Consider the following 16972-nt stretch of genomic DNA (forward strand, 5'->3'; position numbering starts at 1 on the left):
ATTATCATTTACGATGCTGTTCTACGAGTTGGCTCGACCATTCGCGACGCCATCGCGGCGGACTGATGCCTGCACCGCGATAGCGTTTCCACACCACCTGAAGGAGCTATGCCATGAGCTGGGACCATCCCGACACGCGTTTCCATGTCGTCCGCAATGAAGAGGGCCAGTACTCCATCTGGCCCGACTACAAACCCGTACCGGCCGGATGGGAAAGCACCGGCTTCCAGGGCAGCCACGATGCGTGCCTGGCCCATATCGACACGGTCTGGACCGACATGCGCCCGCTCAGCCTGCAGCGCGCGCTGGCCGGCGCATGAGCGCGCCGCAGCCGGTGCGCGAGCGCTGGTTTGCCGTGATGCCAGGGCGCGCAGGCACTGCGGCTAATGCCGAGGCCGCGCGCGTGCGCCTGTACTGCCTGCCCTATGCCGGCGCCGGCCATACCGCGTATCACGGCTGGCGCGACGCGTTGCCGGCGCAGGTAGAGCTGGCGCCGGTATGCCTGCCCGGACGCGGCATGCGCACGGCCGAGGCGCATGCGGCTTCGATCGAAGAACTGGCCACGGCCCTGGCAGCGGCGATCGCGCGCGCGGCGCGCACCGAGGCGCCGCGCTTTGCGCTGTTCGGGCACAGTATGGGCGCCCTGCTCGCCTTCGAAACCGCACGCGTGCTCGAGGCCGTGCACGGCCTTTGCCCCACGGCGCTGGTGGTGTCCGGGCGCGGCGCGCCGGCGCTGCCGTCGGCGCGGCCGCCGTTCAGCACGCTGCCTGACGGGGCCTTCGCCGACGTCATCGCGGCGATGGGCGGCATGCCGGCGGAGATTCGCGAAACCCCGGAAGCGCTGGCGTTTTTCCTGCCGGTGCTGCGGGCCGACATCGCGCTGTGCGAGCGCTGGCGCTATGCCCGCGGCCCGCGGCTGGGCTGCCCGATCACCGTCCTGGGCGGCCAGGACGATGTTCACGCGCCGCCGGCGCTGCTGGCGGCCTGGCGCGACGAGACCCTGCACGATTGCCGCCAGCAAGTCTTCGCGGGCGGGCACTTCTTCCTGCACGACGCGGCGCCCGCGGTGCTGGACGCCATTGCGCAGGCCGTGCTTGGCACCGCGGCGCTCAGCGGAGAAGCCGGCCATGCGCTTGCCTGACCTCGCCGCCCCAGCGCACGGCGACATCCACGTGTGGCACGTAGCGGCCGACGCGCCGGTGGAGCCCGCCGTGCTGTCGGCCGTGCTGTCGACCGACGAGCACGCCCGCGCCGCAGCCTTTCGCCAGGCCGCCGACCGCAACCGCTTTAGCGCGGCGCGCGCGGCATTGCGCACGCTGCTGGGCGGCTGCCTGGGCCTGCCTCCCGCTGCCGTCCCGCTGGCCGCCAACGCCTTCGGCAAGCCCGTGCTGGCCACGGCCCCGGTGGGCGCGCCCCTGCACTTCAACGTCAGCCACAGCGGCGCGCGCGCGGTGATCGCGCTGTCGCGCGTGCCGGTCGGCATCGACATCGAAGCCTGGCCTGCCGGCATGGCCTGGACGGACTGGCGCGACAGCGCCGCCGTCGCCTGCGCGCCCGATGAAATGCACTGGCTCGCCGGGCTGGCGCAGCGGCAGCCCGAGCACGCCATGCTGGGCTTCCTGCGGCTATGGACCGCCAAGGAAGCGTGCAGCAAGGCGGTCGGCACCGGCCTGTCGGCGTCGCCGCAAGCGGTGCGCGTGGCGCTGCCCGGCAGCGCCGAATGCGTGCCGCCGCTGGCGCGCGCCGGCACCGGTGTCTGGTATCTGCACGATGCCGGCGGCGGTCCGCGCTATGTGGCATGCGTGGCCACGCCGCTGGCGGCCGCGCGCGTCGTGCACCGGCAATACCCGCTGCGCTCCGCCGGCGCCAACCCTTGATCCAGTCCTTGCAGTCAACGCCCCCGTACAACGCCCTCCGCTAGGAACGACACCATGACGCCTCCCTCGCTCGCCACGCTCGCCCACGGCCAACCCGCGCCGTTCTCGGCCGGCGCCTTTGCCCGGCAAGCACCGATCCGGCTCGACGACAATGCCTACCTGCAGCGCCAGTGCGCCCGCGAATCCAACGCCCGCTCCTATCCGCGCCGCATCCCGCTGGCGCTGGAACAGGGCTACGGCGTGTACCTGCGCGATACCAGCGGCCAGCTCTTCATCGACTGCCTGGCCGGCGCCGGCACGCTCGCGCTGGGCCACAACCACCCGGCGGTAGTGCGCGCGCTGCGCGACACGCTCGACAGCGGCCTGCCGCTGCATACGCTGGACCTGGCCACGCCGGTCAAGGACCGCTTTATCGACGACCTGTTCGGCCTGCTGCCGGCCGAGTTCGCCGCGCGCGCGCGCATCCAGTTCTGCGGCCCGACCGGTGCCGACGGCATCGAAGCCGCGCTCAAGCTGGCCAAGACCGCGACCGGCCGGCACACCGTGCTGAGCTTCGCCGGCGGCTACCATGGCATGACCCACGGCACGCTGGCGCTGATGGGCAACCTGGGGCCCAAGGCGCCGCTGGGCGCGCTCGGCGCGAGCGTGCAGTTCCTGCCGTACCCGTATGACTATCGCTGCCCGTTCGGCCTGCGCGGCGAGGCCGGCATCGATGCCGGGCTGCGCTATATCGGGCAGATGCTGTCCGATCCCGAGTCCGGCGTGCTGCCGCCGGCGGCGGTTGTGGTGGAAGCGGTGCAAGGCGAAGGCGGCGTGATTCCCGCGCCGGCACGCTGGCTGCGTGAGCTGCGCCGCATCACGCGCGAGCATGGCATCGCGCTGGTGCTGGACGAAGTGCAGACCGGGCTGGGCCGCACCGGCCGCACCTTCGCGTTCGAGCATGCCGGCATCGTGCCCGACGTGCTGGTGCTGTCCAAGGCGATCGGCGGCGGGCTGCCGATGTCGGTGGTGATCTACGACGGCGCGCTCGACGCGTGGCAGCCTGGCGCGCATGCCGGGACCTTCCGCGGCAACCAGCTGGCGATGGCGGCGGGCTCGGCCACGATCCGCACCATTGCCGCACAGGGGCTGGTGGCGCATGCCGAGGGCATGGGCCAGCGGCTGGCGACCCGGTTGCGCCAGCTGCAGTCGGACTTCGCCGCAATCGGCGAGGTGCGTGGGCGTGGGCTGATGCTTGGGGTAGAACTGGTGGATGAACGTGCCGAGCCTGACGTGGTCGGCGCCTACCCTGCCGATGGCGACTTCGCGCGTGCCGTGCAGCGCGAATGCCTGCAGCGCGGCCTGATCGTCGAGCTTGGCGGGCGCCATGGGGCGACGGTGCGGTTCCTGCCGCCGCTGGTGATTGACGAGGACGAGGTGGATCTGGTGGGTGAGTTGTTTGGCGAGGCGCTTGGGGCGGCAACGCGGGTGCTACGGTAAGCGTGCTTGACACGCGCCGGCCCTCTCCCCCTGCCCCTCTCCCGCAAGTGGGAGAGGGGAGCAAACCGGCGGCTATAGCACCCCTTTTACAGCGCTTCCCGCAACAGATCGCGCAGCCTGAACTTCTGGATCTTTCCCGCCGGCGTCGCCGGCAAGGCGTCGCGCACGACGAGCCTTTCCGGGATGTATTGCAGCGCCATCTTCTGCCCCTTGAGCCAGTCCACCATCGCCGCGTGGTCGAAGTCATGCCCGGCGCGCGGCACCACGAAGGCGCAGGCACGCTCGCCCAGCCGTTCGTCGGGATACGCGACGATCGCCACTTGCGCCACCGCGGGATGGCGATACAGCAGGGTCTCGACCTCCAGCACGGGAATGTTCTCGCCGCCGCGGATGATCACGTCCTTGCTGCGGCCGGCGATGCGCAAATATCCCTCGGCATCGAGCCGGGCGAGGTCGCCGGTGTCGAACCAGCCGTCGGCATCGGTGGCGTTCAGTTGCGGGCGCTTCAGGTAGCCGCCGAAGTTGGAGCAGGCGCGCACCAGGAGCCGGCCGGTCTCGCCGGTCGGCACGTCCGCGTCGGTGCCGTCGACCACGCGGATCGCTACACCGGGCAACGGGCGGCCATCGGTTGTCGACGCGCGTTCGTCGCTGTCTTCCGGCAGCGTCGTGGTGACCGCGCCGTTCTCGGTCATGCCCCATGCCGATACTATCCTTGCGCCCAGCGCCTGCCGTGCCTGCTCGACCAGCGCGCCCGGAATCGGCGCGCCCGCGCACAGGAAGATGCGCAGGCTTGCCACCGGAACGCCGGACTCCGCCACCACGCGCGCAAGGTCGGTCAGGAACGGCGTGGAACCCATGGTGAAGGTCACGCCCTCATCGCGGATCAGCGCGGCGGCGCGCGCGGGATCCCAGATATCCTGCAGCACCGCATGCGCACCCAGTACCACCGGCATCATCAGGCCATACATGAAGCCGGTCTGGTGCGCCATCGGCGACGCCATCAGCACCACGTCGTCGCCGCCCAGGTGGAGCCGGGCGGCATAGGCGATGATGTTGGAGAAGAGCGTGTTCGCGGTATGCATCACGCCCTTGGGCTCGCCGGTGGTGCCGGACGTGTAGATCAGCTGCGTGACGTCATCCGGACCAGGGCGGCTGCGCTGCAGAATGGCGGCGGCATCGGGTGCCTCTTCCCACGTCGGTCCGCTGAGCAGCGCCTCGAAACTGTCCTCGCCCTCGCCATCCGCCACGGCGATATGCCGCAGCGCGGGCAGCGCATCGCGCAAACCCCGCAGCATCTGGGCATGGCCGAAGCCGCGGAACACCTTCGGCACCACCACCACCTTGCTTTGGGCGTGCGCCAGCATGAACGACAGCTCGCGCTCGCGGAAGATCGGCATGACCGGGTTGAGCACCGCGCCCAGGCGCGCGCAGGCCAGGTACAGCACGCTCAGGTGCCAGCCGTTGGGCAGCTGGCATGAGACCACGTCGCCCGCGACGATGCCAAGGCGGGAGAGACCCACCGCCACGCGGTCGGTCATGCGCGCCAGCTCCTGCCAGGTGAAGCGCGTCACGTGTTGACGGTCGATGCTGAGCGCGGTCAGCGCGGGCGCATCGGGCCGGTCACGCACGCATGCGGCAAGGTAGTCGTTGATGGTACGGTCCTGCCAGTGCCCGGCGGCAATGCTGGCGGCACGGCGCGGCGGGATCAGTACTGCGTCGAAATCCATGGCGGTCTCCTCGTTGTTGTGTGCTGCCAGCCGTTGCGCCGGCCAGCGCGTCAGGCCGGTACCGCTTCGCGCCCCGCGCGCGTGCGCGCGATGATGGTCTTCATGATCTGCGCGGTGCCGTCGCCGATCTGGAAGCCGAGCACGTCGCGCAGGCGCTGCTCCATCACGCCGCGGTCGTAGCCACCGTGGCCGAACGACAGCAGGCACTGGTGCACCACGTCATATGCCAGCTTGGGCGCCCACCACTTGCACATCGCGGCTTCGGCGGTATGCGGCAGGCCGCGGTCCTTCAGCCACAGCGTCTGCAGGCACAGCAGGCGCGCGCCCTGCGCCTGGGTCTCGAAGTCCGCCAGCGGGTGCGACACGCCCTGGAATGCCGACAGCGGCTTGCCGAAGGCCTGGCGCTCGGCCACGTAGCCCCAGGTCTCGTCCAGCGCCACCTGCGCCACGACCAGCACCTGCAGGCCGATCAGCGCGCGCGAGAAATCGAAGCCTTGCATCACCTGCACGAAGCCCTCGCCTTCCTTGCCGAGCAGGTGGCTCGCCGGCACGCGCACGTTCTCGAAGAAGATCGAGCCGCGGCCGATGGCGCGCTGGCCATGGCAGTCGAAGCGGTTGCGCGTGACGCCCGGCAGGTCCATCGGCACCAGCAGCGCCGACACGCCGCGCGCGCCCGCCTCGACCGGGCCGCTGCGCGCGAACACCACCGCGGCATCGGCCTGGTCGGCGGCGGAGATCGAAGTCTTCTCGCCGTTGAGCACGTAATAGTCGCCATCGCGCTCCATGCGCAGGCGCAGGCTGGCCGCGTCAGAGCCGCCGCGCGGCTCGGTCAGCGCGATCGCCAGCAGCGCTTCGCCGCGCGTCAGGCGCTGCAGCCACGGGCCGGCGATCTCCGGCCGTGCATGGTGCGCCAGGATCTGCCCGTTCAGCGACGCCAGCAGGTTGAGATACGACAGGCTCAGGTCGGCGCGCGCCACCGCTTCGTGGATCACGCCGGCCGCGAGCGAGCCCATGCCCTGCCCGCCATACTGTTCCGGCAGCTCGGGCGCGATAAAGCCCATCTCGCCCATCTCGCGCATCAGCGCGCGGTCGAGCACGCGGGTACGGTCGCGCTCCAGGTAGCCGGGCGCGACGCGCGCATCGGCAAAGCGGCGGGCATGTTCGGCCAGCGCCGACAGGTCTTCGTCAAGGTAGGGATTCATGGTCGTCTCCGCGCGGTCCGGTCGGCTTACTTCGCGTACTTGCGAAAGTCCGGCTTGCGCTTTTCCTGGAAGGCGCGCACGCCTTCGCGCGATTCCTCGGTGTCGTAGTAGAGCTTGAGCGCATACATGCCCATGCCGGCGATGCCGCCCTGGTGCGCCGTGTCCATGTTGAACGAGCGCTTGGCGATGGCGACCGCGGTCGGGCTCTTCTCCATGATCTCGTCGCACCACTTCTGCACTTCGGCGTCGAGCTGATCGTGCGGCACCACGGCGTTGACCAGCCCCATCGCCAGCGCCTCGGCGGCGGGATAGCGGCGGCACAGGTACCAGATCTCGCGCGCCTTCTTCTCGCCGACCACGCGCGCGAGGAAGGCCGTGCCATAGCCCGGGTCGACCGAGCCGACACGCGGCCCAACCTGCCCGAACACGGCCTTGTCCGAAGCGATGGTGAAATCGCAGATCGTGCACAGCACGTTGCCGCCGCCGATGGCATAGCCCTGCACGCGCGCGATCACCGGCTTGGGCACGTCGCGGATGGCGTTGTGCAGTTCTTCCATCGGCAGGCCGATGGTGCCGCGGCCGTCGTACTGCCCTTCGTGCGCGGACTGGTCGCCCCCGGTGCAGAAGGCTTTCTCGCCGGCGCCAGCCAGCACGATGGCGCCGATCTCGCGGTCATAGCCGGCGCGGTTGATGGCATGGATCAGTTCGTCGCAGGTGCGGCCGCGGAAGGCGTTCATCTTTTCCGGGCGGTTGATGATGATCCAGGCCGCGCCGTTGCGCACTTCATAGAGGATGTCGTCGTATTGCATGGTGGTCTCCGTTGTTCGCTTGAGTTGGTGTGGCCGCGTTCAGCCGTTCATGGTCAGGCCGCCCGATACGCTCAGCACCTGGCCGGTGATGAACGCCGCATCGTCGCCGGCGAAGAACAGCACCGCGCCGGGGAGGTCGTCAGGCTGGCCGATGCGGCCCAGCGGGATCGAGCGGGTGAAGGCTTCCACCAGCTTCTCGGGGTTGCCCGCGCCCTGCTTGTAGTCCTCGAACAGCGCAGTCTCGGTCGGCCCCGGGCACACCACGTTCACGGTGATGCCATGGCGCGCATGCTCGCGCGCAATGGTCTTGGAGAACGACACCAGCCCGCCCTTGCACGCGGCATACACCGCTTCGCCGGAAGACCCCACGCGCGCGGCATCGGAGGCGATATTGACGATGCGCCCGCGCTTGCGCGCCACCATGCCGGGCAGCACCGCGTGGTGCATGTGCAGGGCGCCGGTCAGGTTGATGGCGATCAGCCGCTCCCACTGCGCCGGCTCGGTCTTGACGAACGGACGGAACACATCCCAGCCGGCGTTGTTGACGAGCACGTCGATGGGGCCCAGCTCCTGCTCCACCGCCGCCACCGCCGCGTCGACGCTGGCGCGATCGGTAATGTCGCAGCGCACGGACAGCGCGCGGCCGCCGGCATCGCGGATCTGCGCCGCCACGCGTTCGCCTGCCTCCGGGTTCAGGTCGAGCACGCCGACCGCCGCGCCCGCACGCGCAAAACGCAAACAGGTTGCGCCACCGATACCGCCACCACCGCCGGTCACGATGACCGTCTTGCCTTCGAGTCCTTGCACAGCCGTTCTCCTTTCAGGGTTCCGGTGCTATCGTGCCGGCGGTGCCGCCGCCACTTGCCCCGTCATTTACGTAAATATATTGACGTATAATAGGTGCGGACGGCCCTATGCGCAAGGCATCAAATCTTTGGAAATGACTATGGTTAACCCCGAACAGGGAGGCGAGCTCCCCACTACCGCCCGCATGGAACTGGCCAACCGGCTGTTCTTCCGCCTCTACCAATGCGCAAACATGTTGCATAAAACGGGGTCACGAGCCGTCGAAGCGGAGGGCCTGACGACGCAGCAGTGGGCAGTGCTGGGCGCGCTGTCGCGGCCGGAGGCCGCCGATGGCATGAGCGTCGGGGATCTGGCGCGCTACCTGATGGTGAGCCGCCAGAACCTGTCCGGGCTGGTCAGCCGGATGGAACGCGACGGTCACGTGACGCTGGCGCCTGACGGGCGCGACCGCCGCTCGCGGCTGGTGCGGATGAGCACGCCGGGCCGGGAAGTGTGGCTGCACCAGGCGCAGCCGAAGATCCGGCAGTACTACGAGCAGGCGCTGGATGGATTTTCGACCAACGACCTGACGCATACCCTGCACTATCTGCTGAAGCTGCTGGACAACATGCGCGCGCTGGATGCACCGGAGGGCGGCGACAGCGGCCCGATGCAGGACTGAGGCGGGCCGCTGTATCAGGGCTGATACACAGCGGGCCGCACCGCGGTGGCCGCCACCGCGGCATCTCCCGCTACGCGGCTCGCCATGGCGGCTGGCGCGCGATATGCATCGGCATGGGGTTGCTCAGGCACCCCGGTGCTGCGCCGGGAAGTCCTGAACCACTGCCCCGGCTTGCTGCCATCGGTCGCTTGCGCGCAGCCGGGACGGCGTTCGATCGATCCTTACCGGAGATCCCGCCATGACCCGCTATATCGTGCTAGCCAGCTTCACCGACCAGGGCATCCGCGCCGTCAAGGACACCACCAAGCGCGCCGCCGCGGTGCGCGAGATGGGCGCGCGCTTCGGGGTGGAGATGAAAGACATCTACTGGACACTGGGCAAATACGACGTCGTGCTGACCGTCGAGGCCCAGGATGATGCCAGCATGACCGCCTTCGGCCTGGCGGTCGGCGCGCTGGGCAACGTGCGCACGCAAACGCTGCGGGCCTTCAACGTCGACGAGATGCAGGCGATCCTCGGCAAGATGGGTTGAGCCGCACTGGCACTGTTTTCGTCATGAAGAACGCCCGCCATGGTGCGTGGCGGGCGTTGTCGCTTCTGCCTTGTGTCGTTCTTCCTGATATCCGACGATCTTGTCAGACGACGCCCGATAGCCGGGCGGCGACGCAGAGCGGACACTCATACTGCCAACTTCCGGGGACGCCATGCCAGGCAAGAATATCCACGTCGTGCCTACCCATAACGGCTGGGCGGTCGAAGCAGAAGGACGCTCCGGCAACCAGCAGCGATTCACTTCGATGGATCATGCGATCGCTACCGGCATGGAGAAAGCCAGGCGAGCAAAGGTCGAGTTGCTGATCCACGGCAGAGATCACCAGATCATGGAGAGGAGCTCATTTGAAACCGCTCCTGTTGACCTCGACGGGTAGCGGACGCGCACCATCGGAAGCGTTCTTCGGCGAACCTGAATCCGAGCGCTGCCTGCCGTGGGTGGTCGAAGCCTTGCACGGATCTGCTCCGGATAGCGACCGGGATAGCATGCCCCACGTCAGGTCGCACACGTACATCAATGCGCTTCGATTGCCGCACTGAACGTACGCCGGACTCATGGACAATCCGATGCGCAATTTGAAAGGCTTTTACATCCTTCTGGTCGCGGTCACCATTGCGTTCATCTGGATACTGCGGCCCTTCTTCAGCGCGATCCTGTGGGGCACCATACTCGCTATCCTGTTTCATCCAATGCACCGCAAGCTGACGGTGAGATTTGGCAACCGGGAAAATCTCGCGGCGCTGACGACGCTGCTCGTTTGCGTGCTGCTGGCCATTGTTCCGGTCTTCCTGATGATTGCCACACTCGCACAGGAAGTGGCACTTGCCTACAACCAGATCAAGACTGGCACATGGGATTTCGGGCAGTACTTCCGAACTGCCGTACAGGCCCTGCCGGCTTTCGTTGAGAACTGGCTAAACGAAATGGGGTTGGCGGACGTAGCGGGGTTGCAGGCGAAACTGACCGAGGGTGCCGCCCGGATCAGCCAGTTCATGGCGGCCCAGGCTATCACCATTGGCCAGAACACGCTGCAGTTCGCCGTCGGCATCGGCATCATGCTGTATCTGGTGTTCTTCCTGCTGCGTGATGGTACGGTCATTTCCCATCGCATCCGCGAGGCCGTACCGCTGAATGACGCGCACACCCGCCGCCTGGTCAGCCGCTTTACCACCGTAGTCCGCGCCACGGTCAAGGGTAACGTCGTGGTGGCCGCGGTTCAGGGAATCCTCGGGGGCCTGGCTTTTCTGCTGCTGGGCATCAACGGGGTGTTGCTGTGGGGAACGCTGATGGCGTTTCTATCCCTGCTGCCGGCCATTGGCGCTGCGCTGGTCTGGGGTCCGGCCGCGGTTTATTTCTTGCTGGCAGGCCCTGCCTGGAAAGGAGTCGCGCTCATTGCCATCGGTACCCTTGTGATTGGCGCCGTGGACAACTTGCTTCGTCCTGTCCTCGTCGGCAAGGACACCAAGTTGCCGGACTGGGTCGTTCTGATATCGACATTGGGCGGCATGTCTGTTTTTGGCATCAATGGCTTCGTGATAGGTCCCCTGATTGCTGCGCTGTTTATTTCCTGCTGGGATATTTCCGTGATCGAGGATCGCGACGACATGATGTGACCGGCCGTGGCCGCCATGTCGACATCCTGATGCTGCAGATGGCGCAGGCGGCGCAGGCGGCGAACTGGCCGCCTGCCATGGGCAACACCACCATCTTCCGCTCAGACGACAGCGGGCTCCAGTATCTGCCCGCCGCCATAGCTCGACTGGACCGGCACCTGCCCGCCCACCGTCATCCTGATCGCGCAGTACTTGAACTCCGGGATCTTGCCGAACGGGTCCAGCGCTGCGTTGGTCAGCTTGTTGATCGCCGCTTCGTAGTAGCAGAACGGCACGAACACGGCGCCGCGCGGCGTGCCGGCATCGCCGCGCGCATACAGCGTGACTTCGCCGCGTCGCGACGACAGCGTGACCACATCCCCGGGCTTGCCGCCCAGTGCATCGAGATCCAGCGGATGCACCAGCGCCACCGGATCCGGCTCGATCGCATCGAGCACGCCGGCGCGACGCGTCATGCTGCCGGTATGCCAGTGCTCCAGCTGGCGCCCGGTGATCAGCACCATCGGGTAGTCCGCATCAGGCCGCTCCGCAGCCGGAATGATGTCGGCGGGCACGAAGCGGCCACGGCCGGTGGCGGTCGGGAAGCTGTCCGTGAAAATCACCGGCTCGCCCGGATCGCCCTCTTCCATGCATGGATAGGTCACGGCGTGCTCGCGCTCCAGGCGCTCCCAGGTCATGCCGCCGATGCTAGGCATTGCCTGCCGCATTTCGTTGAACACATCCACGACGCTGTCGTAGTGCCATTCCAGGCCGAGCTGCGACGCCATCTGCCGGATGATCCACAGGTCCTGCCGCGCCTGCCCGGGCGGTTCGAGCGCCTGCCGGCCGAGCTGCACGGTGCGGTCGGTGTTGGTGAAGGTGCCGGTCTTCTCCGGGAACGCCGATGCCGGCAGCACCACGTCCGCCAGGTACGCCGTCTCGGTCAGGAAGATGTCCTGCACCACCAGGTGATCGAGCGACGCCAGCGCCTCGCGGGCATGCTCGGCGTCGGGGTCGGACATCGCCGGGTTCTCGCCCATGATGTACATGCCGCGCACTTCGCCGCGCTCGATCGCCTGCATGACCTCCACCACGGTCAGGCCCGGCTGGCGGTCCAGCGGCATGCCCCAAAGCGCTTCGAAACTGGCGATCGCCACCGGATCGTCGACGCGCCGGTAGTCCGGATACATCATGGGGATCAGCCCCGCATCGGAAGCGCCCTGCACGTTGTTCTGCCCGCGCAGCGGATGCAGCCCGGTGCCGGGCCGGCCGATCTGGCCGGTCATCAGCGCCAGCGCGATCAGGCAGCGCGCGTTGTCGGTGCCATGCACGTGCTGCGACACGCCCATGCCCCACAGGATCATCGAGCCCTTCGAGGTCGCATAGGCGCGGGCGACCTCGCGGATGGTTTCGGCGTCGATGCCGCAGATCGGCGCCATCAGCTCGGGACTGTACGCGGCGACGTTGCGCTGCAGTTCGTCGAAGCCGATGGTGCGGCTGTCGATGAAGTCGCGGTCCACCAGGCCCTCGCCGACGATCACATGCATCATCGCGTTGAGCAGCGCCACGTCGGCATCGGGCTTGAACTGCAGGAAGCGCCAGGCGAAGCGCGCCAGGTCGGAGCGGCGCGGATCGGCCACGATCAGTTTGGTGCCGTTCTTCACGGCGTTCTTGATCCAGCTTGCCGCGACCGGGTGGTTCACGGTCGGGTTGGCGCCGATCACGATCACGACCTCGGCCTTGTCGACATCCATTACCGGGTTCGACACCGCGCCCGAGCCGATGCCTTCCAGCAGCGCCGCCACCGACGAGGCATGGCACAGCCGCGTGCAATGGTCGACGTTGTTGCTGCCAAAGCCGGTGCGCACCAGCTTCTGGAACAGGTAGGCCTCTTCGTTGCTGCCCTTGGCCGAGCCAAAGCCCGCCAGCGCGCGCTTGCCATGCGTGTCGCGGATCTGCGCGAGCTTGCCGCCGGCGAGCGCCAGCGCCTCTTCCCAGGAGGCTTCGCGGAACACGTCCATGACGTGGTCCGGGTCCATGACGAAATCGCCGCGCTTGGGCACGCCTTCGCGGCGCACCAGCGGCACGGTCAGCCGCTGCGGGTGCTGCACGTAATCGAAGCCGTAGCGGCCCTTCACGCACAGCCGCTGGTGGTTGGCGGGACCGTCGCGGCCTTCCACGAACAGGATGCGGTTGTCCTTGACGTTGTAGGTCAGCTGGCAGCCCACGCCGCAATACGCGCACACCGATTCGACCTGCTTGTCGGGAACGGCCAGGGCCACGTCGCGCGCGGGCATCAGTGCGCCGGTCGGACAGGCCTGCACGCATTCGCCGCAGGCGACGCAGGTGGAGGCGCCCATGGGATCGTCCATGTCGAACACGATGCGGGCCTGATCGCCGCGCAGTGCCAGGCCGATGACGTCGTTGACCTGCTCGTCGCGGCAGGCGCGCAGGCAGCGGGTGCACTGGATGCAGGCATCGAGGTTGACAGCGATGGCCGGGTGCGACAGGTCCGCCCCCACGCGCTCGCGCGGGGCAAAGCGCGGCTTGCCGACTTCCAGCTTCGCCGCCCACTGGTCGAGTTCGTTGTGGCGCGTGTATTCCGCTTCCGGCATGTCCGACTGCAGCAGCTCCAGCACGGTGCGCTGGGCGCGGCGGGCGCGTTCGGATTCGGTCTGCACCTGCATCCCTGCGGCGGGATAGCGGCAGCAGGACGGGGCCAGCACGCGCTCGCCCTGGATCTCCACCATGCAGGCGCGGCAGTTGCCGGCGGGCTCGAGGCCGTCCTTGTAGCACAGGTGCGGGACGTCGAAGCCCTCGCGCTGCGCCACCTTGAGCAGGCTTTCGCCGGGCTGCGCGGTGACTTCACGGCCGTTGAGCGTGAAGCTGACGGCTGGCTCGGCGGATTCGACAAGCGCGCGTTCGGCGCGGGTCAGTGCATTCATGTCAGTCTCTCACGCGAGTTCGTGCGGGAAGTACTTGATCACGCAGTCGACGGGATTGGGCGCGGCCTGCCCCAGCCCGCAGATCGATGCATCGCGCATCACCGCGGACAGGTCGTCCAGCGCCGCGAGGTCCCACTTCTGCTGATGGATCAGGTCCAGCGCCTTGGCCGTGCCGGTGCGGCACGGCGTGCATTGCCCGCACGACTCATGCTTGAAGAAGTGCATCAGGTTGCGCGCCGCCTGCGTGGCGCTGTCGTGGTCCGACAGGATCACCACCGCGGCCGAGCCGATAAAGCAGCCGTAGGGCTGCAGCGTGTCGAAATCGAGCGGGATGTTGCCCATCGACGCGGGCAGGATGCCGCCTGACGCGCCGCCGGGCAGATAGGCGTAGAACGCGTGGCCGTCGAGCATGCCGCCGCAGTATTCGTCGATCAGCTCGCGCACGGTGATGCCCGCTGGCGCCAGGTGTACGCCCGGCTTCTTCACGCGTCCGGAGACCGAGAACGAGCGCAAACCCTTGCGGCCATTGCGCCCCTGCGAAGCGAACCACTCCGCGCCCTTCTCGATGATGTCGCGCACCCAGTACAGGGTCTCGAAATTGTGCTCGAGCGTGGGCCGGCCGAACAGGCCCACCTGCGCCACATAAGGCGGGCGCAGCCGCGGCATGCCGCGCTTGCCTTCGATCGATTCGATCATCGCCGACTCTTCGCCGCAGATATACGCGCCCGCGCCGCGGCGCAGCTCGATCGTCGGCAGGCCGGAAACGGGCGGGTTGTCGCGCAACTGCCGCAGTGCCTCGGCCAGCAGCGCGCGGCAGCCGGCATATTCGTCGCGCAGGTAGATGTAGATCGCCGATACATTGACCACCGCCGCCGCGATCAGCATGCCTTCCAGGAAGCGGTGCGGATCGCGCTCCAGGTAGACGCGGTCCTTGAAGGTGCCAGGCTCGCCTTCGTCGATATTCACGGCCATCAGGCGCGGTGCGGGTTCCTTGCGCACGATGCGCCATTTGCGGCCGGTGGGGAAGCCCGCGCCACCCAGGCCGCGCAGGCCGGAATCTTCCATCGTGCACAGCACGGCGTCGGCATCGAGGGTGCCGTCGGCAAGGGACTTCAGGAGGCCGTAGCCGCCCGCTGCACGGTATGCGTCGTAATCGATATAGGGCTCAGGTTCGTGACGCACGGCCCTGGCCTGCACCGCGGCGGCAACCGTATCGGCGGTCGCACCGTCCACGGGGTTCTGCCCGACCAGCGCCGCGGGCGCCTTCTCGCAACGGCCGATGCACGGCGCCGCGATCACGCGCACGTCGGTGCCGAGCAAGGCAGGCAGCTTGTCGATCAGCGCGCGGGCACCAGCCAGTTCGCAGGCAATGCCCTCGCATACGCGCACCGTCAGCGCGGGCGGCGCGGCGATCTGTCCGTCCGCGTCCTCGCGGACCACGTCGAAATGGTGGTAGAAGCTGGCGACCTCGTACACCTCGGTCATCGACAGCCTCAGCTCGCTCGCGAGCGCCACCAGGTGCGGCATCGCAAGCTGGCCGTAGCGGTCGTTGATGCAGTGCAGGTGTTCGATCAGCAGGTCGCGGCGGCGCGGCATGTCGCCCAGCGCCACGCGCACTTCGGCCAGCGCGGCCGCGTCGACCTGACGGCCCTTGGGCTGGCGGCGCTTGCGCTGCCGGCCGAGCCCTGTCGCCTCAAGAGGGATGACAACCTGGTTCATGGCGGTGCCTGGATGCGGTTTGTGAGTGTTCGAAGTGCGATCAGGAAGGCGCCCGGGGGGCCGCCCTCCTGTCGTGCTTTGTTCTTATCGTATTGTGCTACCGGGCGTGGCGCCTGTGCAGGCATCGCAGCCGCCACACCCTGTCCTGCCAGCGCCGGGGCGCCGTACTGCTTTCTTCATCAGGTCAGGTCTTCCGGCACGGTACGGTAGCCCATCGGGGCCGAGGTATTGGCGTGGACATACTTGCGGGCATGGGCTTCGCGCATCGGCTTGAGCACGAACAGCGCCATGATCGCAGTCAATGCCGCCATGCCCGAGGCCACCATGAAGACCGCATGCCAGCTGCCCGTGGCGGCGGTGATCACGCTGGAGAACGGCACCAGCAGCGCGGCCGTGCCCTTGGCGGTGTACAGCAAGCCCGCGTTGGTCGCGGCAAACTTCGGCCCGAAGGTGTCGCCGCAGGTGGCCGGAAACAGGCTGTAGATCTCGCCCCAGGCGAAGAACACAACGCCTGTCAGTATCACGAAGGCAACCGGATGGTGGCCGTACTTCGACAGCAGCAGGATACCGATGGCCTCCACCCCGAAGGCAAAGAACATGGTGCGTTCACGGCCGATATGATCGGAGATCCAGCCGAAGAACGGGCGGGTCAAACCGTTGAGCACGCGGTCGATGGTCAGCGCGAAGGTCAGCGCGGGCAAGGTCAGGCCAAGGATCGAGATCGGCGCCTCGTGCAGGCCGAAGTCCTTGGCGATCGGACCGAGCTGGGCGGTGGCCATCAGGCCGCCGGCGGCCATCATCACGAACATGGCGTACATGACCCAGAAGATCGGCGACTTCAGCACTTCGCGCGGCGAAGCGTTGTAGGTGGCGGCAGCCTTCAGCGTGGACTTGACCTCGCTCAGGACCTTGGCGGACGGCGGGAACAGGGCCATGCCCAGGATGAACACGACCAGGCCCTGGCCAAGACCGAACCACAGGAACGCGGCTTCATAGCCCGACGTCTTGATCATGTTGGCGATGGGCACCACGGTCAGCGCGGAGCCCGCGCCGAAGCCGGCCGCTGTGATCCCTGCCGCCAGACCTCGGCGATTCGGGAACCACTTCAACGCGTTGCCGACACAAGTGCCATACACCGCGCCCGCGCCCAGGCCGCCGATTGCCGCGGCGACGTACAGCATCGGCAACGAAGACGCCACCGAGTTCAGCGCCCACGCGACGGCGCAAAGCAGGCCGCCACCCACCACTACCGGGCGCGGGCCGTACTTGTCGACGAGGTAGCCCTCGATTGGTACCAGCCAGGTTTCCGTCACGACGAAGATGGTGAATGCCACCTGGATCGCGGTGCGGCCCCAGTGGTATTTGTCGTCGATCGGGTTGACGAACAGCGTCCAGCCGTACTGCATGTTGGCGATCATCGCCATGCAGATCACGCCGAAGACCAATTGCACCCACGGCGACGCAAAACGCGACGTGGACTCCCTTTGCTGCAGTTCCATGATGTCTCCTTATAGCGGCAAGCCGCCAAGGTGGAAGATTGGGCGCCTGAAGACGCCTCTGCGTGACTCTCGGTCTCGAACAGCTTAGCCGTTCTAGTGCTA

General features: G+C 67.7%; 15 protein-coding genes. 8 read left to right on the forward strand and 7 right to left on the reverse strand.

All coding sequences use genetic code 11. From position 1 onward, the window contains the following. The first annotated feature begins 113 nt into the window (after window positions 1-113). Genes K309_RS0113815 through K309_RS0113830 form a run of 4 tightly spaced genes read left to right on the forward strand, consistent with a single transcriptional unit; the run spans window position 114 to window position 3356 of the window. Window positions 114-320, forward strand: a complete 207-nt coding sequence (locus K309_RS0113815) for an MbtH family protein (protein WP_029046978.1) — start codon at window positions 114-116, stop codon at window positions 318-320. Further along, window positions 317-1141 carry a thioesterase II family protein gene (locus K309_RS36510; RefSeq protein ID WP_051320445.1) on the forward strand — a complete coding sequence of 275 codons (825 nt, stop codon included), beginning with the start codon at window positions 317-319 and terminating at the stop codon, window positions 1139-1141. Before K309_RS0113815 ends, K309_RS36510 begins: the two co-directional genes overlap by 4 nt. Further along, complete coding sequence (locus tag K309_RS36515) at window positions 1128-1877, forward strand: 4'-phosphopantetheinyl transferase family protein (protein ID WP_051320446.1); 750 nt, start codon at window positions 1128-1130, stop codon at window positions 1875-1877. Before K309_RS36510 ends, K309_RS36515 begins: the two co-directional genes overlap by 14 nt. A gap of 54 nt (window positions 1878-1931) precedes the next feature. Then, on the forward strand, window positions 1932-3356 hold the full coding sequence (locus tag K309_RS0113830; protein WP_029046979.1) for a diaminobutyrate--2-oxoglutarate transaminase: 1425 nt from the start codon (window positions 1932-1934) through the stop codon (window positions 3354-3356). Between the two features lie 86 nt (window positions 3357-3442). Here the strand turns inward: K309_RS0113830 and aliA are convergent, their stop codons facing one another. Genes aliA through badH form a run of 4 tightly spaced genes read right to left on the reverse strand, consistent with a single transcriptional unit; the run spans window position 3443 to window position 7901 of the window. Further along, a complete protein-coding gene (gene aliA / locus K309_RS0113835; protein WP_029046980.1) occupies window positions 3443-5083 on the reverse strand; it encodes a cyclohexanecarboxylate-CoA ligase in 1641 nt (546 codons plus the stop codon). Between the two features lie 50 nt (window positions 5084-5133). Next, entirely contained in the window at window positions 5134-6285 is a 1152-nt protein-coding gene (gene aliB, locus K309_RS0113840; protein WP_029046981.1) for a cyclohexanecarboxyl-CoA dehydrogenase, read from the reverse strand. A 26-nt stretch (window positions 6286-6311) separates the two neighbouring features. Then, window positions 6312-7094, reverse strand: coding sequence for a 2-ketocyclohexanecarboxyl-CoA hydrolase (gene badI, locus K309_RS0113845; RefSeq protein WP_029046982.1), 783 nt, complete (start codon window positions 7092-7094; stop codon window positions 6312-6314). Between the two features lie 39 nt (window positions 7095-7133). Continuing rightward, window positions 7134-7901 carry a 2-hydroxycyclohexanecarboxyl-CoA dehydrogenase gene (badH, locus tag K309_RS0113850; protein ID WP_029046983.1) on the reverse strand — a complete coding sequence of 256 codons (768 nt, stop codon included), beginning with the start codon at window positions 7899-7901 and terminating at the stop codon, window positions 7134-7136. Between the two features lie 139 nt (window positions 7902-8040). Between badH and K309_RS0113855 the strand changes: the two genes are divergently transcribed. The 4 genes from K309_RS0113855 to K309_RS0113870 all read left to right on the forward strand — a co-directional run bounded on the left by K309_RS0113855 (window position 8041) and on the right by K309_RS0113870 (window position 10728). Continuing rightward, window positions 8041-8562, forward strand: a complete 522-nt coding sequence (locus K309_RS0113855; RefSeq protein ID WP_029046984.1) for a MarR family winged helix-turn-helix transcriptional regulator — start codon at window positions 8041-8043, stop codon at window positions 8560-8562. A 238-nt stretch (window positions 8563-8800) separates the two neighbouring features. Next, on the forward strand, window positions 8801-9094 hold the full coding sequence (locus K309_RS0113860; RefSeq protein WP_029046985.1) for a GYD domain-containing protein: 294 nt from the start codon (window positions 8801-8803) through the stop codon (window positions 9092-9094). 172 nt (window positions 9095-9266) lie between these two features. Next, complete coding sequence (locus K309_RS0113865) at window positions 9267-9491, forward strand: DUF2188 domain-containing protein (RefSeq protein WP_029046986.1); 225 nt, start codon at window positions 9267-9269, stop codon at window positions 9489-9491. A gap of 178 nt (window positions 9492-9669) precedes the next feature. Then, window positions 9670-10728, forward strand: a complete 1059-nt coding sequence (locus K309_RS0113870) for an AI-2E family transporter (RefSeq protein WP_029046987.1) — start codon at window positions 9670-9672, stop codon at window positions 10726-10728. Window positions 10729-10829: 101 nt separating this feature from the next. Here the strand turns inward: K309_RS0113870 and fdhF are convergent, their stop codons facing one another. The 3 genes from fdhF to oxlT form a co-directional block, all read right to left on the reverse strand. Further along, entirely contained in the window at window positions 10830-13652 is a 2823-nt protein-coding gene (gene fdhF / locus K309_RS0113875; RefSeq protein ID WP_029046988.1) for a formate dehydrogenase subunit alpha, read from the reverse strand. Between the two features lie 9 nt (window positions 13653-13661). After that, a complete protein-coding gene (locus tag K309_RS0113880) occupies window positions 13662-15371 on the reverse strand; it encodes an NADH-ubiquinone oxidoreductase-F iron-sulfur binding region domain-containing protein (protein WP_029046989.1) in 1710 nt (569 codons plus the stop codon). A gap of 179 nt (window positions 15372-15550) precedes the next feature. Beyond that, window positions 15551-16870 (reverse strand): oxalate/formate MFS antiporter, encoded by a 1320-nt coding sequence (gene oxlT / locus K309_RS0113885; RefSeq protein WP_029046990.1) that lies wholly within the window; start codon window positions 16868-16870, stop codon window positions 15551-15553. Window positions 16871-16972 lie beyond the last annotated feature (102 nt).

Origin of the sequence: Cupriavidus phytohabitans, assembly GCF_000426345.1 — a bacterium.
GTDB lineage: Bacteria > Pseudomonadota > Gammaproteobacteria > Burkholderiales > Burkholderiaceae > Cupriavidus.